22 protein-coding genes, 1 tRNA gene and 1 pseudogene are annotated in these 21,845 nt (G+C 42.2%); 14 read left to right on the top strand and 10 right to left on the bottom strand.

The window, feature by feature from the left end:
* Nucleotides 1–146: 146 nt before the first annotated feature.
* A complete protein-coding gene (locus tag FFR00_RS21235; RefSeq protein ID WP_137675419.1) occupies nt 147–1,331 on the bottom strand; it encodes an amino acid aminotransferase in 1,185 nt (394 codons plus the stop codon).
* A gap of 2 nt (nt 1,332–1,333) precedes the next feature.
* Nucleotides 1,334–2,329: a DMT family transporter gene (locus tag FFR00_RS21230; protein ID WP_137675418.1), complete on the bottom strand. Its 996-nt coding sequence runs from the start codon at nt 2,327–2,329 to the stop codon at nt 1,334–1,336.
* A 141-nt stretch (nt 2,330–2,470) separates the two neighbouring features.
* Here FFR00_RS21230 and FFR00_RS21225 point away from each other — a divergent pair, with 141 nt between their 5' ends.
* The 11 genes and pseudogenes from FFR00_RS21225 (at nt 2,471) to FFR00_RS21940 (ending at nt 11,304) form a co-directional block, all read left to right on the top strand.
* Complete coding sequence (locus tag FFR00_RS21225) at nt 2,471–2,920, top strand: Lrp/AsnC family transcriptional regulator (protein ID WP_137675417.1); 450 nt, start codon at nt 2,471–2,473, stop codon at nt 2,918–2,920.
* A gap of 270 nt (nt 2,921–3,190) precedes the next feature.
* A complete protein-coding gene (locus FFR00_RS21220) occupies nt 3,191–4,423 on the top strand; it encodes a site-specific integrase (protein WP_137675416.1) in 1,233 nt (410 codons plus the stop codon).
* 105 nt (nt 4,424–4,528) lie between these two features.
* Nucleotides 4,529–5,254, top strand: a complete 726-nt coding sequence (locus FFR00_RS21215; protein ID WP_137675415.1) for a hypothetical protein — start codon at nt 4,529–4,531, stop codon at nt 5,252–5,254.
* An 8-nt stretch (nt 5,255–5,262) separates the two neighbouring features.
* Nucleotides 5,263–5,688, top strand: a complete 426-nt coding sequence (locus FFR00_RS21210; protein ID WP_137675414.1) for a hypothetical protein — start codon at nt 5,263–5,265, stop codon at nt 5,686–5,688.
* A 631-nt stretch (nt 5,689–6,319) separates the two neighbouring features.
* Nucleotides 6,320–7,297 carry a hypothetical protein gene (locus FFR00_RS21200; protein WP_137675413.1) on the top strand — a complete coding sequence of 326 codons (978 nt, stop codon included), beginning with the start codon at nt 6,320–6,322 and terminating at the stop codon, nt 7,295–7,297.
* A gap of 362 nt (nt 7,298–7,659) precedes the next feature.
* Nucleotides 7,660–8,103 carry a hypothetical protein gene (locus FFR00_RS21195; protein WP_137675412.1) on the top strand — a complete coding sequence of 148 codons (444 nt, stop codon included), beginning with the start codon at nt 7,660–7,662 and terminating at the stop codon, nt 8,101–8,103.
* Between the two features lie 55 nt (nt 8,104–8,158).
* Nucleotides 8,159–9,127, top strand: coding sequence for a hypothetical protein (locus tag FFR00_RS21190; protein WP_137675411.1), 969 nt, complete (start codon nt 8,159–8,161; stop codon nt 9,125–9,127).
* Between the two features lie 99 nt (nt 9,128–9,226).
* A complete protein-coding gene (locus FFR00_RS21185; RefSeq protein ID WP_137675410.1) occupies nt 9,227–9,475 on the top strand; it encodes an AlpA family transcriptional regulator in 249 nt (82 codons plus the stop codon).
* Nucleotides 9,468–9,734: a hypothetical protein gene (locus FFR00_RS21180; RefSeq protein WP_137675409.1), complete on the top strand. Its 267-nt coding sequence runs from the start codon at nt 9,468–9,470 to the stop codon at nt 9,732–9,734. The genes FFR00_RS21185 and FFR00_RS21180 overlap by 8 nt, the downstream gene beginning before the upstream one ends.
* A pseudogene (locus FFR00_RS21175) lies at nt 9,721–10,842 on the top strand (replication endonuclease); the annotation flags it as partial. The gene FFR00_RS21180 and the pseudogene FFR00_RS21175, both read left to right, overlap by 14 nt.
* Before the next feature lie 111 nt (nt 10,843–10,953).
* Complete coding sequence (locus FFR00_RS21940; RefSeq protein WP_235836276.1) at nt 10,954–11,304, top strand: hypothetical protein; 351 nt, start codon at nt 10,954–10,956, stop codon at nt 11,302–11,304.
* Nucleotides 11,305–11,392: 88 nt separating this feature from the next.
* Here FFR00_RS21940 and FFR00_RS21165 read toward each other — a convergent pair whose 3' ends face one another.
* Together FFR00_RS21165 and FFR00_RS21160 are read right to left on the bottom strand one after the other, a co-directional pair.
* A complete protein-coding gene (locus FFR00_RS21165; RefSeq protein WP_137675406.1) occupies nt 11,393–12,010 on the bottom strand; it encodes a hypothetical protein in 618 nt (205 codons plus the stop codon).
* Complete coding sequence (locus FFR00_RS21160; RefSeq protein WP_137675405.1) at nt 12,007–13,050, bottom strand: hypothetical protein; 1,044 nt, start codon at nt 13,048–13,050, stop codon at nt 12,007–12,009. Before FFR00_RS21160 ends, FFR00_RS21165 begins: the two co-directional genes overlap by 4 nt.
* 274 nt (nt 13,051–13,324) lie before the next feature.
* Between FFR00_RS21160 and FFR00_RS21155 the strand changes: the two genes are divergently transcribed.
* Together FFR00_RS21155 and FFR00_RS21150 are read left to right on the top strand one after the other, a co-directional pair.
* Complete coding sequence (locus FFR00_RS21155) at nt 13,325–14,644, top strand: HNH endonuclease signature motif containing protein (protein WP_137675404.1); 1,320 nt, start codon at nt 13,325–13,327, stop codon at nt 14,642–14,644.
* 267 nt (nt 14,645–14,911) lie between these two features.
* Nucleotides 14,912–15,658 carry a nuclease-related domain-containing protein gene (locus FFR00_RS21150; protein WP_137675403.1) on the top strand — a complete coding sequence of 249 codons (747 nt, stop codon included), beginning with the start codon at nt 14,912–14,914 and terminating at the stop codon, nt 15,656–15,658.
* 116 nt (nt 15,659–15,774) lie between these two features.
* On the opposite strand, the gene FFR00_RS21145 is transcribed toward FFR00_RS21150, so the two are convergent.
* The 5 genes from FFR00_RS21145 to rpsU all read right to left on the bottom strand — a co-directional run bounded on the left by FFR00_RS21145 (nt 15,775) and on the right by rpsU (nt 20,461).
* Nucleotides 15,775–15,851: transfer RNA gene (locus tag FFR00_RS21145), tRNA-Ile, on the bottom strand.
* Nucleotides 15,852–15,962: 111 nt separating this feature from the next.
* Nucleotides 15,963–17,786, bottom strand: coding sequence for an RNA polymerase sigma factor RpoD (rpoD, locus tag FFR00_RS21140; RefSeq protein ID WP_137675402.1), 1,824 nt, complete (start codon nt 17,784–17,786; stop codon nt 15,963–15,965).
* Nucleotides 17,787–17,933: 147 nt separating this feature from the next.
* Nucleotides 17,934–19,700, bottom strand: coding sequence for a DNA primase (gene dnaG, locus FFR00_RS21135; protein WP_137675401.1), 1,767 nt, complete (start codon nt 19,698–19,700; stop codon nt 17,934–17,936).
* Between the two features lie 85 nt (nt 19,701–19,785).
* Nucleotides 19,786–20,229 (bottom strand): GatB/YqeY domain-containing protein, encoded by a 444-nt coding sequence (locus FFR00_RS21130; RefSeq protein WP_137675400.1) that lies wholly within the window; start codon nt 20,227–20,229, stop codon nt 19,786–19,788.
* Nucleotides 20,230–20,245: 16 nt separating this feature from the next.
* Nucleotides 20,246–20,461, bottom strand: a complete 216-nt coding sequence (gene rpsU, locus FFR00_RS21125) for a 30S ribosomal protein S21 (protein ID WP_016403353.1) — start codon at nt 20,459–20,461, stop codon at nt 20,246–20,248.
* A gap of 221 nt (nt 20,462–20,682) precedes the next feature.
* Here rpsU and tsaD point away from each other — a divergent pair, with 221 nt between their 5' ends.
* On the top strand, nt 20,683–21,705 hold the full coding sequence (gene tsaD / locus FFR00_RS21120; protein WP_137675399.1) for a tRNA (adenosine(37)-N6)-threonylcarbamoyltransferase complex transferase subunit TsaD: 1,023 nt from the start codon (nt 20,683–20,685) through the stop codon (nt 21,703–21,705).
* Nucleotides 21,706–21,755: 50 nt separating this feature from the next.
* Here tsaD and FFR00_RS21740 read toward each other — a convergent pair.
* The coding region (locus FFR00_RS21740; RefSeq protein ID WP_137674858.1) for an integrase core domain-containing protein at nt 21,756–21,845 on the bottom strand (90 nt) is incomplete at its 5' end.

Below are 21,845 nucleotides of genomic sequence, written 5' to 3'. Positions count from 1 at the left end.
GCGATATACAACACGATGAGACCGCACCTGAGTTTAAATATGGAAACGCCCAATCAGGTGCATAATAGAAAAGGCCAGCTACTGGAGCTGGCCTAAAAACCGTCAACCTATTTTAGGACGGGTCAGACTGTCCCGACAGCTTAAAGCTATACCCCCACAGCAAGGCAAGCTTCCACTAAACGGGGGATCTGTTGCTGCGCTAAACCTGCAATGTTAATGCGCCCACCACCCACAATGTAAATTGCGTGTTGTTCACGCAGCTGCTCGGTGTGCTGGTGGCTAAAACCCGTTAGCGAGAACATGCCTTGGTGCTGGGTAAAGTAACTAAAACGCTCACTGTTAGATTGCAGATTAAACTCATCAGCTAGGTTTTTTCGCAAACTGCGCATACGTAGGCCCATTTGATTTAACTCATTTTCCCATTGAGCTCTTAGCTCGCTGCTATTTAGAATCTCAGCCACTATAGATGCGCCCCAGTTGGGTGGCATGGTGTAACTTCTGCGCGCTAATTCAAACAGCTTACCTCTAGCATTTGTGGCTTGTTGCAGGGTTTCTCCCACGACTATCGCCACACCACTGCGTTCACGATATAAACCAAAGCTTTTAGAATTTGAGCTAGCAAGTAGCAGCTCTGGCACGCGGTTAGCTAAATGGCTTAAGCCTTTAATGTCTTCTTCCAAGCCTTGGCCAAAGCCTTGATAAGCTAAGTCTACAAAGGGTAAAAAACCATTTTTAAGTGCCAGTTCGGTAATACTTTGCCACGCTGTAAACGAAAGCTCGGCCCCTGTGGGATTGTGGCAACAGCCATGCAGCAGCAACACATCATTCGGCCCAAGCTTGGCAATCTGTTCCAGCATCGCTTCTTCATCAACCTGTTTACTTGCGGGATTAAAATACGTGTAAAACGCCACCTTTAAGCCTGCCGCTTGCATAATCGGTTGATGATTTACGTAGCTAGGGTTAGACAACCACACCGTAGCGTTAGGTTTGGCACTGGCGATTAAATCGGCTAACAAGCGCAGTGCTCCGCTGGCGCCAGGGGTTTGCATAGCGATTGATCGCGAATAAGCGGCATTGCCTGTAAGTAGCAAATCTAACATGGCTTGGTTGTATTCAGCATTACCAGCTAACCCTATGTAGGCTTGAGTGGTTTGCTGTGCAAGCAAACGGTTTTGTGCTGCGGTTACCGCCTGCATCACTGGTGTTTGACCATGCTCGTTGCGATACACGCCTATCCCTAGGTCAATTTTGTTATCACGAGGATCGGCTTTATAGGCAATGCCTAAGGATAAAATAGGGTCATCTTTAGCAATCGGGAGGTCTTCAAACATAGTCATTCCTTTAAACGAGATAGCGAGATAGTTTGAACAGGTTTTTTAAACCATCCGCTGGCGGCAATCACACCTAATACAGTGCTTATCATACCTATAATTGTTAGTAGATCGAGGCTTTCAGCAAATAGCCAATAAGCAAACATTGCGGCAAATACCGGCGTTAGCGAACCCAAGGCTGAGCTTAGCTCGGCGCCTAATCTAGTAATGGCATAGCCGTAGCAAAAACTGGCCAACAAACCCACTGCAAGCCCTTGTACCAGCATTTGTGCCGCTAAGGCTTGCCAAGGTAGTTGAGTAAAGCCCCAAGTATGAGAGCCGAAGCTGATAAGATAAATTAATAGCATTGCAGCATTGGGTACCGTAACTACGGCAGCTGTTTCTAAGGGCTTTAAACCACTTTGCCTAGCGCAAATGGTAAATACTGCCCATAAAAAGCTCGCGACCAAAAATATTAGCTGCCCAAAGGTTTGTTGTGAGTTTACTTGCTGCCAACTACTCGCCAGCAACAGTATTACTCCCACGCCAATAGCGCTTAAGCCCAGTTTTTTAAACGATTCAAAAGGTTGCTTATAGACTAGTACGGCAATAGCCGTTACAAAGAGAGGAGCTACTCCCGGCACCAAGGTACTGCCATGCGCAACGGGCGCAAAGCCCATGGCTACCGCAGACCCCAGAAAAAATGGCAAACCTGCTCCAATCACCATTCCAGCTAAATAAAACCACGGTACTTGGCGAATGCGCTGCCAACGCTTTATCAGTAAGGGGCTGAGCAATAATCCTGGAATCACATAACGAAACAAGCTCAGCTCAAGTAAGCTTAAGGGCGATAACGCACTACTTCGCAAAGATATAAAGTAAGCAGACCAAACCAATACCGTGGCCATTACCGCTAACAAACCTAAGCACTGTTGTTGCTGGCTACTTTGAATAGCTTGCACAAGAGGCCTGCCAGAGTAGTGTTGTTTAACATATGTCAATGATTGAGGTATTTGCATAGGAGCCTTCCTTGGTTACCCCTTTATTATTACTAATTAATAACAGTGATAATTGGCACTTTGATTCAGCAAAGAAGACTTAATTGGCTCTGAGTGTTAGATTTTACTTATTAAGTGATGTTTTGAGCTAATGAGGACTGTGTGAACAATGTTGATAAAGAGCTGCTTTATTTAATTCAGCGAGACAGCAGAATAACCACCGCCGAATTGGCAGATAAAGTGGGGCTATCGCCGTCACCCGTTGCAAGGCGAATAAGGTTACTGGAAGACCAAGGATTTATAGAGGGCTACCGAGCTCACTTAAGTAAATCTAAATTGGGCTTAAATATTACCACCTTTGTACATGTGCGTTTAAAAGAGCATCAAGACGCACCCGTAACGGCCTTTGAATCAGCGGTGAGTGATATGGCTGCAGTGGTTAGCTGCCATACAGTATCGGGTGCTTTTGACTACTTGCTACAAGTACTTACAGCAGATTTAGTAGCCTACGAACAATGGGTAAGGGAGCTACAACGTTTACCAATGGTAAGCCAAGTAGACAGCAGCTTTGCGATTCGCGAAGTGAAAAACCAACAAGCTTTGCCGATTTAGTCATAGTTAGATACAAAAAAGGCGTAACACTGAGTGTTACGCCTTTTCTAATATGGTGGCCCTTCACAGACTTGAACTGTGGACCTAACGATTATGAGTCCGATTTAGGGGTATTTTAGGGTATATTACAGTGAACAACAATGAACAATAAAATGCCATTTTATATTTATTTATCAATAGCTTAAAATCTTATTGTTTGTTCACTGAATAATATTGAAAAACACTGTTATACTGCCAATCTGCTACATATTTGCTACACAGGAATTGCACTTGGCTATTACAGGAAAGATAGGCACATCAACGCTTAAGGCGCTTTCTCCTGCCGATAAACGCATAAATGACACCGAAATAAAGGGCTTTCATGCGCGGATTTCGTCCTCTGGGGCAATAAACTACTACCTTTATTACCGAATTAACGGTAAACAAGTGAATTATTTGCTGGGTAAAGCAGGACATATTAGCCCCGTACAAGCCCGTGATTTAGCCAAGCAAAAAGTGGGGGAGGTAGCCGCTGGCAGAGATGTACAACTGGAAAAGCAAGCACTGAAACGTAAAATCGCTGCAGAAAAGTTCACTCGTTTTGCTACCTATGTAGAAAACAAATATCACCCTTGGTTGGTTACCAACAATACTCGTACAGCAAACCAAATTAAGAATGTATTACTAAAAAACTTTGCCAGCTTTGCTGATAAGCAGTTAGTTGAAATTAGCGCATGGGATGTAGAGAAGTGGCGTTCAGAGCGCAAGAAACAGGGCGCTTCTATGGCAACCATTAACTACAACGTGAACACCTTAAAAGGTGCGCTTAGTCGAGCCGTTGACTGGGGAATTATCGAAGCCCACGAGCTGAGTAAAGTAAAAGCCTACAAATTGGATAACTCTAGAGTGCGTTATCTCAATGATGATGAAGAAGCTCTATTATTAGGAGCGCTGCGCCAACGAGATAAAACCACTAAAGCAAAACGCAATAGTGGCAATGCTTTTAGAGAGCAACGCGGTTACGAGCCACTACCAAGCTTAGATAACTATCGTTTTGCCGACCATATTGAGCCCATAGTGCTAATGGCAATGAATACAGGCATGCGTAGAGGCGAGATCTTAGGGTTGAAATGGACAGATATAGACTTAAACATCCCCAGCCTAACCATTCGCGGAGAAGCGGCAAAATCAGGTAAAACTCGCCATATTCCTTTAAACCCAACAGTGCAGCAGGTTATTCAAGATTGGCGCAAGCAAACTACCAGTAAACTTTATGTATTTGAGGGCGAAGAGGGCAAAGCGCTAACCGATATTAAAAAAGGCTGGGCTAAAGTGGTTGAATTAGCAGAGCTAGAAAACTTTAACTTTCACGACTTACGCCACCACTTTGCCAGTAAGCTAGTGATGAAAAGTGTCGATTTAAACACTGTTCGCGAGTTACTAGGCCATGCGGATATGAATATGACATTGCGTTATGCGCATTTAGCACCAGAGCATAAAGCGGCAGCGGTTAATCTTCTTTAGGTTTAGTGAATACGTGTAACTTAATAATTAATTTATCATTTCTCTTTAAATTGTTATTGACCAATGAAATAATAACGGTAATTTTAAGTCTCTCAAGGAACGTCAGTGACTTCTTTTTCTGGTATAGCTAAAGCCAAAACCATAAAACTCTACGAAAACCATTCTCACGAAGTGGGCTCGGTGCTTAAACAAAGTGACCCTAAAAAATATGAAAAATACGAGTCTACTGACTGTATTACATATGTACTGAATGTTTTGTCTCATGCGTATAAGGAAATGGGGAATGGTCAGATGGCAAAAGATGTCTGGACAATGGGAAGGGAGACTTCTCGTTCAGATTTCAGAGGTACAATTCTCGCCAAACGTTTAGTGACGCAAAAAAATTGGGCAGGTATCTATGTATCTCCTGATAGCATTCATCCTTCAGATGGAGATCAAGAGCATACTTATGCCAGCGTAGTTGCCAGAAAGCAATGTATCTATAGTACGGATAATGTTCCACTCAAGCACAGGGTCGTTAATTACAACCCAACTAAAGAGGATAATCCTAACTTTCAGGCCCTATACCCTTATTTGGGTAAAACAAAACTTAATGATATTGATTATAAAGAGCTAGCAAAGATACCATTTGGTTTCGGCTTATCTAGGGGGGGCATGCATACATGGCTGTTTGTCGAAGGTTTTGTGTATGAGGTTCACTGGGACGCTATAGGAAAAGGGTTGTACGAGAAAACAGCATTAAGAAACTATCCTTGGTTGTCTAGTGCTATCTTTGTGCCTCAGGATACTGCAATAAAGCTCAACTTAGCCAAGTTAAAATGCGCTTCATAAGGACTCACATGAAACAAATCTTGCTTATTGTCATTGCTAGCGTATTCCTCATTTCAGGATGCACCCAGTCATCTATAGAAGATAAGACTGTCGTTTTACCTTACAAGGCTTTTGGACCACCTTCTATGAGCGGCCATTTATTGGGTGTGGAGTGGTTTCAGTGGCAATCGCATGGTGATTCGAGACCTCGCGAATACCCTGTTAAGGTGGTTGTTTACAAGGATGCATCTTTAGAAGAGTTAGAAGCTGCTTATCCGATTGATGAGGCTTTAGAAAAAGATTTTAGGTATGTGGAATATACAGCTGCAATAAATTACTTCGATAAGAATGTTCACGAAGTCGAGGAAATGGCTAAAGAAGGCTATCCAATGGGAAACCTTTCTAACGAATTAGAAGAAACCAAATCTCTAATTGTGAAAGCGCTTAGTAATTAGATTCTGAGTCATTTGCTTTGGCTAGTGGCTTGGAGTGACCTTTAGAAATATAGAACGAACCGTGTCCAGAGTTGGAGATTTTGTTTTTTGCCATAGAAAAGCTGAGCTTAGGTGGTTAGATTAGCCGAGCTAGAAGATTTTACCTTTCACGACTTACGCCACCACTTCACCAGTAAGCTTGTTATGAAAAGCGTCGACTTAAATATAGCTCGCGGGTTACTTTGGCCATTCGGATATTAATATGATATTACGCTATGCGCATTTAGATCCTGTGCATTAATGCGGCAGCTGTTAATCTTCTATAAATAGGCTCTATATCTAAAAATAGTATATCTGTACAAATTATCACCAAAACTAAATCTATTTTAGTTTTCTTTAACCGCCCTGTATTTTTTTTATTCTTTAAATTCAATAGTTTAATTTTTATCTGAGGGGCTGTTTCCGTGCTTTTTTCTTTAATAAAACTTATGTTTATCAGTTGCTTAGCTGAAATCTGGGAGGAGATTTATTCTCTCAGTTGACAGCTACCTGGTAATGGATATTATTTGTCTTGGGCAGGGGGAGCATCGCTCCCCCTTATTTTATCCAATGTCATTGGGCATACGGCAATATGCCCCACAAAGGACTTACAATGTTAGATTATTTAAAAAAAATATCCAATCAGTATATTTCTATGGTTGACTCGCAAACAGGTATTCGCATTTCATCATGTGTCATGAATACCGAAGATTTTATTGCGTTGGCCAAAACGAATGGTGTACAGCGCTTTACAGAGGGGCGATTATCTAAGGCGCTGAAAAATCACCTTAAAACACCTTTCCCCACACATTGCTCGGCAAGCTTGGCTCTATTGCCCAGCGGTGAAATGGTAAAGCTTGACGCCCATACTCGCTGTGAAGCGTGGGAGGGGGGGTATCTTGATATGCCAAAACAATTAATGGTGACAATTTACCATGTTGATGACGAGCAGTTTACCCGTCGATTATATCATGCTCTAGACAATAAGAACGCTGCAGAAACGGCTGCTGATCATGCTTATGGTTCGGCTAGGGGGTCTTTAGAGCGTAAGCCCATAAATGGTGCTTTGTTTAGCCGGAGAGGAATTAGAACTGCTCTTGAAATAGCTCTCAATAATGGAGCTTCTATGACGGATGAAGCATTTCGTGCTCGCTTGGAGCACTCAGATGGCAGAAATTTGATTGAAGTGTTAGATAAGCACCATTTCAAGCCGAATTTGTTTAACGCCGGTTTCCTGGGAGCAATTGCGCTTTCGATTCTGAAAGATGGTGAGGACGCTATGGGTTTCTGGTCTAAAGTGGCAAGTGGTGAAGGAACTAAGGAGGCTGGTCGGTTAGATGCAGTAGAGATGGCGTACCAATTTAAAATGGATATCGACAGGTTCAAGTCGGTTAAAGCGTCATCTATGCGCCCAAAAGATGTTCAAAATGGCTCTTCTAGGTCAATAAATAATGATTATTGCTTGAGGGTTTTACCATTTTATCAAGCTTGGAAAGCCGGAAGGACTTATCAACCTACACCTAATGCAAAAGGTTGGACGACACGATCTCATAAAAGTTTTGAAAGTTCTGCTCACTTTTTAAAAGCTTAATTTATGTTTAAGACCGAGTTACAGCAGTTAGACAAAGGGGTTGCTCGGTCTTTTATAGTTTATAAGTCGTTGCCATCACCATAGTCAAACATTGTATGCAGATACCACGTAGTTTCAGAGTATGAAATGGCGGGCTGCTTAGTACCGCTACTAACCCCATTTAGTTGTAGCTAGGCTAACAATTACAACTATCTAGATCATGTAGTCTAGATTCTTTATTCTGCGAAATAATACCTTTGATTACTATTAATTTTTTTTAAACTTAACCTTTATTTTCAATCAATTGTAATATCTAATTGACTTAAGTGTAATTAGTGGGGCTGATGTACCTAGCTTTAGCTTTTATAGGGGGGAGATATTAGGTGATGGATAATGATGTGATTGTAGGTTTAGTCGGTAGTGCTCTCCTGGCTTATTTGGTTCCCAAGGTTGCACCGCACATCGATCTGTTGATACGAACAATATCAAACTTCCTAGTTAGGGATGTGCCAAGCAGCGTAAAGGGAATTTTTAGAAAAAGACGGCTTAAAAGACTTAGAGTTATTCTAGAGATTAGGTTTAATGATGATGCCGTTATGTTTCAAATGATGAAAACGCACACCTATTTTCTTCTCTTCTGGGGGGCCATAGGCTTCTATCTTATTCTTTTGTTTTTAGGGCCTCTAGTTAGCTTAATCGAGGCCAATTCGACTTTGGCAATGTTCTGTGTATTACCAATATATGTGGCGGAGTATTTTTGGCTGGTCGAATCAAGAAAGGTGAAAAACTTGGTGAAGATGCGAGGGTATAAACGAATTACGAAGTAGGCAAAGTAACGTACGTTTTTTATCTATAAATAGCGGGTGAACAAAAGGAGTTGTTTTGGAAAAGTTTATATCGTTATCTGAAGTTGGGAATCATTCCAAGTTAACGGAAACGGAAGTTGTCCGAAGTGCCGGCTTAGCTGAGTTTGAATGGGCTTGTTTTATCGGAAAAACTAAATCAATTTTAGGTGTGTTTTTCGATGAAGGGTTCCGAGGTTTAGGAACATACAATTACCGTGGCTGGGTGGGTGTTCCTGCTGAGCATGCAGTAACGATTGTAGACGAGAAAAAAGTCCGATTACGTTTCGGACGAGCCATTGATATTACTGGGGCTGAGTTACTATCAGCTCCTATTCCATATACCGTTAGTTTTCCAAATGAGTTGTATCGTGAATGGGGATATCCCCGAGAGTTAACTGAGCACCCCGTTATTCACATTTTCCCATTTTTTGAGCAAGTTTTATCAGAAACACATGACTGGGTTAAAGGTTTGGATATGATTCAGAACATGCTTGAAAAAAACGCTCCAGCAGGTTTCGAAACCGAACCCTTTGTATGTGACAGCTTAAGAAAGAAAGCCGAGCAGACGCCAGAATATGTTTTGAAAGAACACCCCTTTGAGTTTGAATATAAAGATCTAGGTATTAGCTTAGCTTCCCTCAAGAAGCTAGAAGCGCAAATGTTTGGAACACCGGAAGTTGAAGCCCTAAACCCTGTAGAGCAAGTTCAACCTATCGAGCCCAAGCACGCAAACACTTTAACGTTTAATAATGATTTACATGAAGTGTTGTACAACATACTTATTGCTGGTGGTGATACTTCCCATAAAGGTGTGTGGCGCACCTTGGAAAACGAGTTCACTAAAGACGAAGGAGAACGCCAATTTGATAAGTACAATATTCTTCTCGATGTATCTGCTACTGAGCTGCTTTGGGTCAGTCGGGCAGGCTTAAATCGTCAAACTATGAAGTTCTCTTCATTGGCTACAGCACTAAGTAAACTAAAAAAACGGATAATTTCTAACTAAAAATTATCGCTGCACTTATTGCAATTATCGCTGCGCTAATTCGACCTTTTCACTAAGTAACACTGCTCCTGAATCTTAAATGTACCAGGAGCTACAAAGATGATTAACCTTAGTGAAACAGATAAACGGGTACTAACCGAACAAGAAACCGCTATCTATATTGGCATGAGCCGCTCTTATTTACGCCAAGCGCGTATGAGCGGCAACCGTGACAACCACACCCCAGCACCACCATTTATTAAAATTGGCCGCGCGGTTCGCTATTTACGCGAAGACTTAGACGCATGGCTTTGCAGCTTTCAACGCCTTGAGCATTTAGGGCAGTTGGGAGGTGTGGCTCATGTCTAAGCTAATAACCAATGAAGCATTAAGAATGCTGAGTGATTTTGCTAACGGCGCATGCATCAATTTTTACGTAACGCCCGAAGGTGAACATGTAAGAGAAAAGACCTGTAAGCGCCTATCTAAGCAATTTGATAAACGCACCTTTAATCGCTTAAAGGACTTAGGTTTGATTACTTTCTCTTCGGTTTACCATTGCGGCATTCAATGGCTGCAATACCGCATTAGCACCAAAGGCTGGGAGGTGTTTAATGCCCGTACCTGAGCAAGATGATAAAGCGTATGTTTTGCGTATATTAGCCAGCTTTCCTACAGAGTTTCGAATGCCACTTATGGCGCAGTATCATGCTGCGCCTACTAAGCGAGATGCCAATATTGGCATCCGCGCTACTCGCGATAACGTAGCCAAAGCTATTGGCGCTAAACCCATAAGCTTAAACTTAGATTTGTGTGAAGAAGACTTAAGAAAAAAAGCCTCTGAAAAGGCTGATAATTGCACTAGGCTTACACGCTTAAGTGACTCACCTAAATCTGCTTATGAAGATATAGCTGCTTACATACGGGGTAAAGGTATAAAGCCGCCTATTCCTCGTATCTTATTAAAGGGTGACGTTGATACCGCCGACACTGAAAGCGATGCTTATAAAGGAGCCATCAACCGCACTAAAAACAGTGCTTGGTGGCTCAGAAAGCTACGCCAAAAACTTAACCAAGATATTGAAGCCACTGCGCAACACATAGGGCTAGTGAATAAAAGAAAGCAAATCTACTGCAGCAACATCACTCTTAACCGCCGAACAGCGCAACTGGCCTATCAAGACAAACTTATGTCTAGTTCCTTTGTAATAAACGATGCAGGGCAACGTTATAGCTTAAAAGAGCTATCAGACTTAAATGTGTCTAATCCCGAAATCCGCAGACAAGAATTAATGGTAAGGGCGAGGGGCTTTCAAGAGTTAGCCGAAGAGCATAAGCATATTGGTTTGTTCTTAACGTTAACTTGTCCGTCTAAGTACCATTCTAGTTATGGCACTACCGGCCACCGTAACCCGAAGTGGGATGGTTCGTTACCTAAAGATGGTCAACAATACTTACGCGATATCTACGCTAAAATCCGCGCCCAACTCGATAGAGACAATATCAAACCCTATGGCATTAGAGTGGCAGAGCCTCACCATGACGGTACTCCCCATTGGCACTTACTGGTGTTTATTGCCCCCGAACAAAAGCAACGCATGTTAGATATTTATCGTCACTATGCCTTTTAAGAAGATGGTGATGAAAAGGGCGCAGACTTACACCGCTTTAAAGCGGTAGAGATAGACCCAAACAAAGGCAGTGCAGCAGGTTACTTAGCCAAATATGTCTCTAAGAACATTAACGGTAAATCATTAGAGAGCGGCATACATGGTGAAGAGCCAATAGAAGCCGCCGCAAGGGTTAACGCGTGGGCTGCTTGCTGGAGGATAAGACAGTTTCAACAAGTGGGCGGGGCATCGGTTACGGTATGGCGAGAGCTTCGCAGACTCAAGAAGGTTTGCCAGTTTGATGAAACCATACAACAAGCCTTTAAAGCGGCCGATACCGCCAATTGGAAGGCGTTTACTAAGGTCATGGGCGGCGTGTGGTGCAAGTTAGCGAATAGGCCATTAAGAGTGTACTACCAACAAGCCGTAGATACCGAAACAGGTGAATGTAAGACCAACGCCTATGGTGATGTATTTGTGAAACGGCTTAAAGGGGTGCTTTACCAAGGATTGGAAATCATTACCCGCCATTTTGAATGGCAGGTGGTTAGAGGCTCTAGCTCTTCGGCTTTACTTGGAGTTCTGTAAATAAGTGTACGAAGCCAAATTTATGCGGGTTACGGCCACCAAAACAATGGTTTGACACTTTGTTTGAGGGTAACCAGGGCTAGTGGCTCTAAGGCTTGTCTTGTTTGTGCCAGCGAGTGGCTGTTAAAACGCTCTGAAAAACGTTATAAACAAAAGACTTTGTTATATCGAATAAAACTATAAATACGGATTGAATGACCGTTAATATAATAGATATGAATAATAGCAATTTATCATCGTCTAGATGGCTAGAGTTATTTAGTGCACTTAAAATTGGAATTGATTGTGAGCAAAAAAATGCTAGGGCAGCTAGAAGAAGTATGTCATATATGTTTTTAATGAAAGTGAAGTGGGCTACTTTTAAATAAGAATGCACATAGTCAGGATGCTTAGTGTTATGCATAAAGATCAATAGATCTTTGTCAGAGAGTGTTGCGAATATTGAGTAAGCTGCTAGAGAAAAACCTAAAATCGTAATCGATGTGGTCAATAAATTTTCGGAAACACCTTTGAGTCTTGATATGGTTTCTTCCACAGACATAAAGCTGGATAAATTAATAAAGCTAAAGACAAACAGTGAAATTATTAATAGATAATACACTGTCTTAGTATCACGTATTTTTCTACATTCTCGGTAAAGCTTCCAAGAGGAGTCTTCTTTAGTTAGCGATTCTGGCCTAGAATGTTCTTCCTTGAGGGGAGTCACCGTGTAAACCTTCTCACTACGTGTGATATTCTTTCCATAGTTTTAGCTTTGTTCGTAATTATAGGTTTTGTAATAATACCATCCACTATCAACTTTCTAAACATATCATAAACTCTATATGTTAGTGCGGTGTAAGAGTCTTCTATTTCACCTAAAGGCTTTTTGAGAACTAATTCATCGTTGGTACCCTGTATCTCGGAGCCGTGGATATCTATACCTTTTATTGCCACCTCGACATTTTGTGTTTTCAACGCATTTTTCGTGAGTTGAGATACGCCGTTATGCTCTAGAGATTTCTCTTTGTTCCCGGTAGAGTATGTAAGAGTAGTCTTATAGTTACCTGTATTTGTTTGGGTATCTTGCAATTGCTCAAATAAGCCTGAGTGGTTTAGTTCCCCATTCGGTACAATTAAGGTATAGCTGAGTTTATTGATTCGCTTCATGCTTCGTATAAACTCATCAATGCTTGCATCTGATGATAGCGCTGTTATTTCCAAACTACACTCGGGGTACCTGGATTTAATATTTTTTTTCAGCGGCTTTCTATTGCTCTTACCTTGATACTTCCATTCTTCGATTGCTCTACCATAGTCTTCATTTATGAGCTCGTTGGTGGTGGCTTTAATGAATTTAAATATGGTTGCTTTGAAAGCTGCCATGTCTGGCGAATCTGCAGAATCTCTAATGTAAAAAAGTCTATGATCAGATAACGATAGTATAAATGTTGATATAGGAGCTGTTTTAATAGATTTAGGGTCTTCTATAAGTTCGCCATTGTCATAGAATCTTGACCTTTCTAAATTAGTATCCTTGATTAAATGTCCATGAAGGAAAAAATTAGTTTCATTATCAAATTCATGCTGGACGAACGAAACTTCATGAAACCTCCAGGTCGTGTGTTCACCCCAGCGCCTCGTCAGGTTTTTATTCAGGAATGCAGGAATAATAATGGTATCTAGATGGTCAATCAGGTCTAGTTGTTTGTTTTCACCGAAGTGGCAAATAAAGTTCCAGAACTCAACGTTTCGACATTTACCCACGCATTCTCCAAATTTTATTGTTGTTTAATACTATAATTTAGCAGCAAAATTTTATGCATTCAATTTATATATGTTATTTATCAATAGATTGTGATTTGATAGGTGTAGATTCTTTTTAGACTAGCTTGTTGGTGTTGATAAGGGGTTTGCTCCTATAAACTTAGATGCATGAAGATTCAGGTCTTTCCTTTCCTTTTCTTTGTTTTGTGGTATTTATCTATTTTTATTACCAATAACAATAAAATTTTTTGTTAAATAAAGTGGTGTGGTGTTAATGAATTATTTCTGGGTAAATGTAGGCGTTTCATTCAAGGAAGTTTTACAGGAGGGTTTTCTTTGGGCTCCGGCTCCCTATATCAATGATAAAAAGAAGTTAGTCTCAAGTGCGGGCTGGAAGCACGTACCAGAAATGAAGAAAGGGGATATTGTCTTTTGCAATAAAGATAAAACACTTATCTATGTTGGCGTTGTAAAGGAGGATGGGTACTCAGCATTACGTCCCGATAGTAGAAAATTTGATGCGTGGAAGAGAGATGGATACAAAGTCGAGATAGATGTATTTAAGCTCATTGGCGGAGTGTCAACAGATACTTTTAAAGACTTCTTTTATAGAAGCTTCAATGACAATTGCGACCCAAAGGTCATAAACTCCAAAGGTGACTTTTGTGAACAATATTTGGCTAAATTACCAGAAGAAGCTGGAATTTATCTACTTAGCTTGATTGAAGTCTATAGAGATCAAGTAGTTAAAGCTAGCGAAACACTAATTGAAAACGACTATCGTAGTTATGCACTCCCCTATAAAGCAGGGTTTAGCTGGTTGCTCGAGAAAGAAAACCTTGCGGTGAAGAAAGTAGATAAAACGTTAAAAGAGCAGGGCTGGACTGGTATTCCTCAAGAGATAGTAAGTTTTTTTGTTGGTAGTCCATTGAAAAAAAATGCAGAAACAACAGTGACTTTGTGTGTTGATGGGAAGGAATATGTTACTAGTGTAAAAAGGCGTCCCGATGGTAGGCACAAATTAGCTCTTACAAAGGTTAAGAGTAAACTGAAGATGAGCCATTTGATTGTAGACACTGATAAAGTTTGGTTTGAGCGTGATATCGAAAAGAGAAGATATTTTTACGTATATACATATAGTATCAAACCTTCTAATTCTGTACCGCCAAAGCCATCTCTGAAAAGCAAGCCTGGTAGCACAACACGAAAAACTAACAGTGAAGCTCGTATTGGTCAAGATTATTTCAAAGCTGCTGTTAGTGAGGTGTGTAAAGGTCGTTGTGTTGTTACTGGAGTGAAAGATCAAACGCCGAGCATTTTAATTGGTAGTCATACTAAATCTTGGGCTGATTCTAATGACGAGGAGAGAATGGATGGACATAATGGCTTACTGTTGGCACCACATATAGATAAACTGTTTGATAGGCACCTTATTAGCTTTTCAGAAAGTGGTTATATGTTGGTGTCAAAAAACCTTGATGAATCTGTTTTGCTTGCTTGGGGTATTAACCCTAACAAACAACTCTTGTTGACGCCCAAACAGCATGATTATATGAGTTTTCATAGAGCTAAGTTTAGAGAGAAATGTTTATAGGTGCTGTCGACGCTCTCTTTTGCCACTCGTATGAAAGTCATTCTCTGAATTTAGTGAAGGGTTTAATGATTGTTAGCCTTTGGTGAAAGTGCGAAGTGTTCAGCAGCACAGTTGAGCACTTGTAATGATTTTTTTAGAGTATAAGGTGTCTGAGTTGCTTTGACGTTCCTAACGTTGGAGCGGAACTTCTTTTTGCAATGGGTCTTTTCCCTGTCTAGCCAAATTAATTGGATAATTTTATTTTTTGAGACTTACGAAACAATTCTTATGATCCACTGGTTATTGATCTTATTAGTGTTATGTTCATTTTTACTTCGAACAGCCTGGTTTAAGGGGTGGTTTGGAGAGCTGTTGTTAAGCTTATCCTTTAAGCTCTTTCTTGACGGTAAATTATACAAGTTAGTAAATGATGTAACGCTGGCTTGTGAAGATGGTACAACTCAAGTTGACCATGTTTTGGTTTCTCCTTTTGGTGTTTTTGTTGTTGAAACAAAGAACATGAAGGGGTGGATCTTTGGAAGTGAGCACCAGAAGCAATGGACGCAGCAGATTTACCGCCACCGAAGTAAGTTTCAAAACCCACTGTACCAAAACTATAAGCACCTAAAAGCTCTCGAATTTTCTCTTGATTTAAAGCCTACAGATTTATTCTCGGTAGTGTGTTTTGTCGGTGACGCTACCTTCAAAACGACCCTGCCTGCAAACGTAACGCATATACGTGGTTGCTTAGGTTATATTCGCTCGAAGCAAGAGAGTAAGTTTAGCAACTCTGAAGTTGCAGCGCTCGTTGCCAAGCTTGAGGAGTTGAAGCTTAAAAGAAGCTTTCAAACCTCACGCAGTCATAAAACCCATGTTCGTAAACTAGTGGCTGAAAAAAGCCGTAAGAAGCAATCTGGTGAGCTTTGCCCTAAATGTGGGGCAGAGTTAGTCGAACGATTGGCAAAGCGCGGCAAGAATGCAGGGAATGCGTTTATTGGCTGTTCAGCCTATCCCCGTTGTAAATTCACTCAGTAATTTTAAAAAGAATCGGGGAATAACAGTTTTTTACCTGAAATCTGCTACATATTTGCTACACAGAGCGCAGAAATAGAAAAGGCGTAGTGGTTACTAACCTTCTACGCCTTTGTATATGGTGGCCCTTCACAGACTTGAACTGTGGACCTAACGATTATGAGTCGTGTGCTCTAACCAGCTGAGCTAAAGGGCCAAATTGAGTGTTGCGAGCTTAGCTCAAACAACGAGGCTGGATTATAAAAAAACATCTCAGCCTTGTCTATGCGTTTGAATCTAAGCGCTTATTTATTCGCCGTTTAGCGGCCTATTCGTCTAAGAAACTGCGTAGTTGCTCAGAACGAGAAGGGTGACGAAGCTTGCGAAGTGCTTTGGCTTCAATTTGACGAATACGCTCACGGGTTACGTCAAACTGTTTGCCTACTTCTTCAAGAGTATGGTCGGTGTTCATACCAATACCAAAACGCATACGCAGTACTTTAGCTTCACGCGGGGTTAGGCCTGCTAGTACTTCTTGAGTGGCAAACTTAAGGTTCTCACCGGTCGCTGCGTCTACTGGCATCGACAAAGTGGTATCCTCAATAAAGTCACCTAAGTGCGAATCTTCATCATCACCAATAGGTGTTTCCATGGAGATTGGCTCTTTAGCAATTTTAAGTACCTTACGGATCTTGTCTTCAGGCATTAACATACGTTCAGCCAATTCTTCTGGAGTAGGCTCACGACCCATCTCTTGAAGCATTTGACGGCTAATACGGTTTAGCTTGTTAATCGTTTCAATCATGTGAACCGGGATACGAATAGTTCGTGCTTGGTCTGCAATTGAACGAGTGATTGCCTGACGGATCCACCAAGTAGCGTAAGTAGAGAATTTGTAACCACGACGGTATTCAAATTTATCTACGGCCTTCATTAGGCCAATGTTACCTTCTTGGATAAGGTCTAAGAACTGCAAACCGCGGTTGGTGTATTTCTTCGCAATAGAAATTACCAAACGTAAGTTAGCTTCAACCATTTCTTTTTTTGCACGGCGAGCTTTTGCTTCACCAATGCTCATACGGCGGTTGATATCTTTAATGTTGTTAATGGTTAAGCCGGTTTCTTCTTCAACACTTTTCAGTTTGAAGATACAACGACGAACTTCTTCGTCTACGGCCATTAACGCTGGTGCGTAGTCTTTGGCAGACGTTTTATGTTCGTTAAACCATGTTTCGTTTGTTTCGTCTTTAGAGAAGGCTTTAACAAAAGTGCCTTTTGGCATTTTGCCTTGCTCAACACATAATTTAAGAATTAGGCGCTCTTGAGTACGAACTCGTTCCATCATGGTACGCATACTGGCAACAAGCTTATCAAACAGTTTTGGTACTAGGCGGAAAGTGTGGAAAATTTCGCTTAGTTCAAAAATCTCTTTGGTGGCACGGGCAGACATACGGCCGTGCTTTTCAATCGCTTTATGCGTTTTATCGTATTGGTCACGAAGGGTTTCGAAGCGCTCTTTCACCAATTCTGGGTCAAGACCTGTGTCTTCTTCTTCCTCGTCTTCATCTTCGTCTTCGTCTTCAAGATCTTTTTCTTCAAGCTCTGAACCGATGTGAGTAGCTGTAGGTGCTGCTTCGGCTACTTCGTCTTCGTCGATGAAACTATTTACGATGTCGCTAATTTTTAGCTCTTCTGCTTGGTACTGGTCGTACATTTCAAGCAAGATAGAGATGGTTTCTGGATACTCAGAAACACTGCGTTGAACTTCGTTAATGCCTTCTTCAATACGCTTGGCGATGTCGATTTCGCCCTCACGAGTAAGCAGTTCAACGGTACCCATTTCACGCATGTACATACGTACTGGGTCGGTAGTTCGGCCTAATTCTGATTCTACCGTTGCAAGCGCTTGAGCCGCGGCTTCTGCTGCGTCTTCATCGGTAGTATTTTCCGCCAACAATAAGTCATCGGCATCGGGTGCATTTTCATGTACCTGGATACCCATGTCGTTGATCATTTGAATGATATCTTCAACTTGATCGGAATCTACGATATCAGCAGGTAAATGGTCATTTACCTCTGCATAAGTTAAGTAGCCTTGCTCTTTACCTTTTGCGAGAAGGAGTTTGAGTTGAGACTGTGGGGTTTGTTCCATAGATGTCATCCGAAGTAGATTAAGCTAGCAAAACCATAAACGTAAGCGCTATAAGCGCAAACGAAGAATTATATCAAGTATGGGTTAAAATTTCTATATCAAGGGCATTTAACCAAAAACTTTTTGTTTATTACTTAGTCAGCCCATTTAAGGCTTTAATTCCACTACTAATTGCAGCATTTCACGTTTTTCTTCCACACTCAGTGTTCCGTTTAGTGATTTAACGTTGAGTTGGTCGTAACGCTGCAATAGTAATTTTTCGACAAAACTGGCAATAATATCTTGCAGCTCGTCTGGGTAACCTGATTCATCGATTTCTAAATTATAGCCAGCCAGCGCACTCAAGTGCTTTTGCTCTGGTTGGTCTCGCCAGCGTTCTAATAACTGGGCGGTAGTGATATCTGTTTTTTTGTGTATCTCGGCAATAATGGCCAATAGTAAGGGCATGCCCTTAATATTTACTTGCCTTAGTTGCTCAGGCGGCGGTAAGTCATTGGCGATAGCAGGGCGCTGCAAAATCATCGCAATGGCTTTTCGCATTGGCGTTAAGCTCATTTTAGCGGTGGCATTGGGCTTACTGCGCTCAGCTTGTTTTAGCTGCGCCAGTTCTTTTTCCAGTTGGCTACGAATCATTCGATTCTGGGTGGCCAATTCCGTCAGCAAGGTTTCTTTATAAAATGCTGCATTTACCTGCGAGATAAGCTCGTAAGCTCGAGAGGCTAAATGGCTTTTTCCTGCGTCGGTAGTAATGTCTATTTCTTGGCTTAAGCGTTCAAACAAGAATCGCGATAACGGCATCGCATCGCGCATGCGTTGCTCGAAGCCGTCTTTGCCCTCTTGGCGTACCAAGGTGTCTGGGTCTTCACCATCGGGCAAAAACATAAACTTAAGTTCTACGTTGTCACGCAAATGAGGCAAGGCGTTTTCTAAGGCGCGCCATGCTGCATCACGTCCGGCTCGGTCGCCGTCGTAACAACAAATAATTTGGCTACTGGTTCTAAACAGTGTTTGTAAATGCTCCGGCGTCGTTGAAGTACCTAGCGAAGCTACTGCGTAGTCAATATCAAATTGAGCTAACGAGACTACGTCCATATAGCCTTCAACCACCAGTATTTGTGGTATTTGCTTATGTGCTTGGCGAACTTCGTACAAGCCATACAGCTCTCGGCCTTTGTGAAATACGCTAGTTTCAGGCGAGTTTAAATACTTTGGTGTGCCATCACCAAATACTCGACCACCAAAGCCAATATAACGGCCACGTTTATCCCGAATAGGAAACATAACGCGATCGCGAAAGCGATCGTAACGGCGGCCTTTGTCGTTTTCTATCGATAAACCAGCATCAACCAATTGTTGGCTAGCTTGCTTAGAGCCGCCTAGAGCTTTTCCTAAGGCGTCCCATTCGTCGGGCGCATATCCAATTGAGAAGCGTTGAACCACTTCGCCACTTAGGCCGCGACTTTTTAAATAGTCAATCACTTGCTGCTTGTTGGTGTGAACCCGCAACTGCTGTTGAAAAAAGCGGCTAGCATGGCCAATAAGCTCGTATAAATCTTTACTGGCTTGGCGCTGTTGCTGGCTCTTGGCCTGATCAAACTTGCTGTTGTTGGTATTTTCCCGCTCTACTTCTACACCCATTTGGCTAGCGAGATCTTCAATGGCGTCAACAAACTCTAGTTTGTCGTACTCCATTAAAAAACTGATGGCATTGCCATGCGCGCCACAGCCAAAGCAGTGATAAAACTGTTTGTCTTGGCTTACGGTAAAAGAGGGGGATTTTTCATTATGAAAAGGGCAGCAAGCAGAATAGTTTTTTCCGGCTTTTTTAAGACGTACACGCTGATCGATAAGGCTAACAATATCGGTACGAGCCAATAAGTCATCGATAAACTGTTGCGGTATTCTTCCGGCCATTCACTACCATCTTCAGTATTACAAAAAACAAACAAGCCGTGAACTCAATGAGAACACGGCTTGTTCGAGTATCTAAGTGACGGGTTTAGGCTAGTTGTTTGCGAACAGCAGTGCTAATAGCACCCATGTCTGCACGGCCTGTTACCTGAGGTTTCAGGATGCCCATCACTTTACCCATATCTTGCATTCCTGCAGCACCTGATTTGGCAATGGCGTCTTCAATTAACGAAGCCACTTCTTGCTCATTAAGCGCTTTAGGAAGGAACGTCTCCAAGATGTCTATCTCGGCGAGTTCTTTATCAGCTAAGTCTTGACGTTCAGCGGCCGAAAATTGTTCGGCTGCGTCTTTGCGTTGTTTTACTTGTTTAACAACAATGCTCAGTATTTGATCATCGTCTAAAGTAATGCGCTCATCAATTTCGACTTGCTTAACCGCCGCAAGCAACATGCGAAGTGTGCCAAGACGTAATTTGTCTTTGGCACGCATTGCTGCTTTTTGTTCGTCTTGTAGCGTTGCTTTTAATGACATAGGTTATTATAAGCGCTTAGTACAAGCGAACGCGACGTGCGTTTTCACGAGCTAATTTCTTAGCGTGACGTTTAACAGCAGACGCTTTAGCACGTTTACGAGCTGTAGTTGGCTTCTCATAGAATTCGCGACGACGAACTTCAGAAAGAATGCCTGCTTTCTCGCAAGAGCGCTTGAAACGACGTAGAGCTACGTCAAATGGTTCGTTTTCACGTACTTTAACGATTGGCATATGCCTATCACCTTCCGGTTTATTAACGGCCGAACAAAAATCAGCCTGAGTGTTTAAAAATGGTGCGGAATTTTAAGCCGAACTAGGGGGCAATGTAAAGCCTATTTGTAATCCACTGGTGAAATAAGCTTCGAGCAAGTAAGATAGCTGCGATTTTAGGCCGGCTAAGTGGTTAATTTCTACAATACTTATGCCAGTAACCAAGCAGGAAAAGCAAGACTATGCGTGTACTAGGTATTGAAACATCGTGTGATGAAACCGGCGTGGCCATTTATGATGATCAGCAGGGCTTATTGGCAGATGTTCTATACAGTCAGGTAAAACTGCATGCCGATTACGGCGGTGTGGTGCCTGAGTTAGCCTCTCGTGACCATATTCGAAAAACCATTCCTCTTATCAAAGAAGCAATGGAACTTGCTAACTGTACGCCTGACGATATAGACGCGGTGACCTATACCGCGGGCCCTGGTTTAGTGGGCGCTTTGTTGGTGGGCTCTCTCACTGCGCGCAGTATTGCCATGGCGTGGGATAAACCAGCCGTACCGGTGCACCACATGGAAGGCCACTTGTTAGCGCCCATGTTGGAAGACAATCCGCCTGAGTTTCCTTTTTTAGCCTTGTTGGTATCGGGTGGGCATACTCTACTAGTAGAAGTAGACGGTATTGGTGAATATCAAATTCTAGGTGAGTCTATTGATGACGCTGCCGGTGAAGCCTTTGATAAAACAGCCAAGTTGCTGGGTTTAGATTATCCGGGTGGCCCTGCACTTAGCCGCATGGCAGAAAAAGGCACGCCGGGTCGTTATAAATTTCCAAGGCCAATGACCGACCGCCCAGGTTTAGATATGAGTTTTTCGGGCTTAAAAACCTTTGCTAAAAACACTATTGATGCGGAAGGAAAAGATGAGCAAACCCAAGCCGATATTGCCTTGGCTTTTCAGCAGGCCTTGGTTGAAACCCTCATCATTAAATGCCGCCGCGCGTTAAAGCAAACCGGTCTGAAACGCTTGGTGATAGCAGGTGGAGTGAGTGCAAACAAGTCTTTACGTGAACAGTTGGGCGAACTGCTTGAGTCTCGTGGTGGTAAAGTGTTCTATCCTCGACCTGAGTTTTGTACAGATAATGGCGCTATGATCGCTTACGCTGGTATGCAACGTTTTAAAGCAGGGCAAACCGAAGGTTTATCGGTTAAAGCGATGCCACGTTGGCCCTTAGATGAGTTGCCGGCTGCTAAATCCTTGTAGAGTTTACATCTATCAATGACCCGTCCTGATATGGGTTGACACTTGATTGACTAAAACGCTCGATGCACTTCATCGGGCGTTTTGTATTTTAGTGCCTCGTGAGGCCTATATTCATTGTAGAGCTTAACCGATTCATCGAC

This window comes from Agarivorans sp. Toyoura001, assembly GCF_005405585.1.
GTDB lineage: Bacteria > Pseudomonadota > Gammaproteobacteria > Enterobacterales > Celerinatantimonadaceae > Agarivorans.
The sequence above is the reverse complement of the archived record's forward strand: the minus strand, read 5'-3'. Positions and strand labels throughout refer to the sequence as shown.

Excerpts from the sequence above, each read along its gene's own strand:
- rpoD (WP_137675402.1), bottom strand. The coding sequence starts at position 17,786 with ATGGAACAAACCCCACAGTCTCAACTCAAACTCCTTCTCGCAAAAGGT.
- rpsU (WP_016403353.1), bottom strand. The coding sequence starts at position 20,461 with ATGCCAATCGTTAAAGTACGTGAAAACGAACCATTTGACGTAGCTCTA.
- dnaG (WP_137675401.1), bottom strand. The coding sequence starts at position 19,700 with ATGGCCGGAAGAATACCGCAACAGTTTATCGATGACTTATTGGCTCGT.
- FFR00_RS21180 (WP_137675409.1), top strand. The coding sequence starts at position 9,468 with ATGTCTAAGCTAATAACCAATGAAGCATTAAGAATGCTGAGTGATTTT.
- FFR00_RS21200 (WP_137675413.1), top strand. The coding sequence starts at position 6,320 with ATGTTAGATTATTTAAAAAAAATATCCAATCAGTATATTTCTATGGTT.
- FFR00_RS21185 (WP_137675410.1), top strand. The coding sequence starts at position 9,227 with ATGATTAACCTTAGTGAAACAGATAAACGGGTACTAACCGAACAAGAA.
- FFR00_RS21150 (WP_137675403.1), top strand. The coding sequence starts at position 14,912 with ATGATCCACTGGTTATTGATCTTATTAGTGTTATGTTCATTTTTACTT.
- FFR00_RS21235 (WP_137675419.1), bottom strand. The coding sequence starts at position 1,331 with ATGTTTGAAGACCTCCCGATTGCTAAAGATGACCCTATTTTATCCTTA.
- FFR00_RS21210 (WP_137675414.1), top strand. The coding sequence starts at position 5,263 with ATGAAACAAATCTTGCTTATTGTCATTGCTAGCGTATTCCTCATTTCA.
- tsaD (WP_137675399.1), top strand. The coding sequence starts at position 20,683 with ATGCGTGTACTAGGTATTGAAACATCGTGTGATGAAACCGGCGTGGCC.
- FFR00_RS21230 (WP_137675418.1), bottom strand. The coding sequence starts at position 2,329 with ATGCAAATACCTCAATCATTGACATATGTTAAACAACACTACTCTGGC.
- FFR00_RS21130 (WP_137675400.1), bottom strand. The coding sequence starts at position 20,229 with ATGTCATTAAAAGCAACGCTACAAGACGAACAAAAAGCAGCAATGCGT.
- FFR00_RS21155 (WP_137675404.1), top strand. The coding sequence starts at position 13,325 with ATGAATTATTTCTGGGTAAATGTAGGCGTTTCATTCAAGGAAGTTTTA.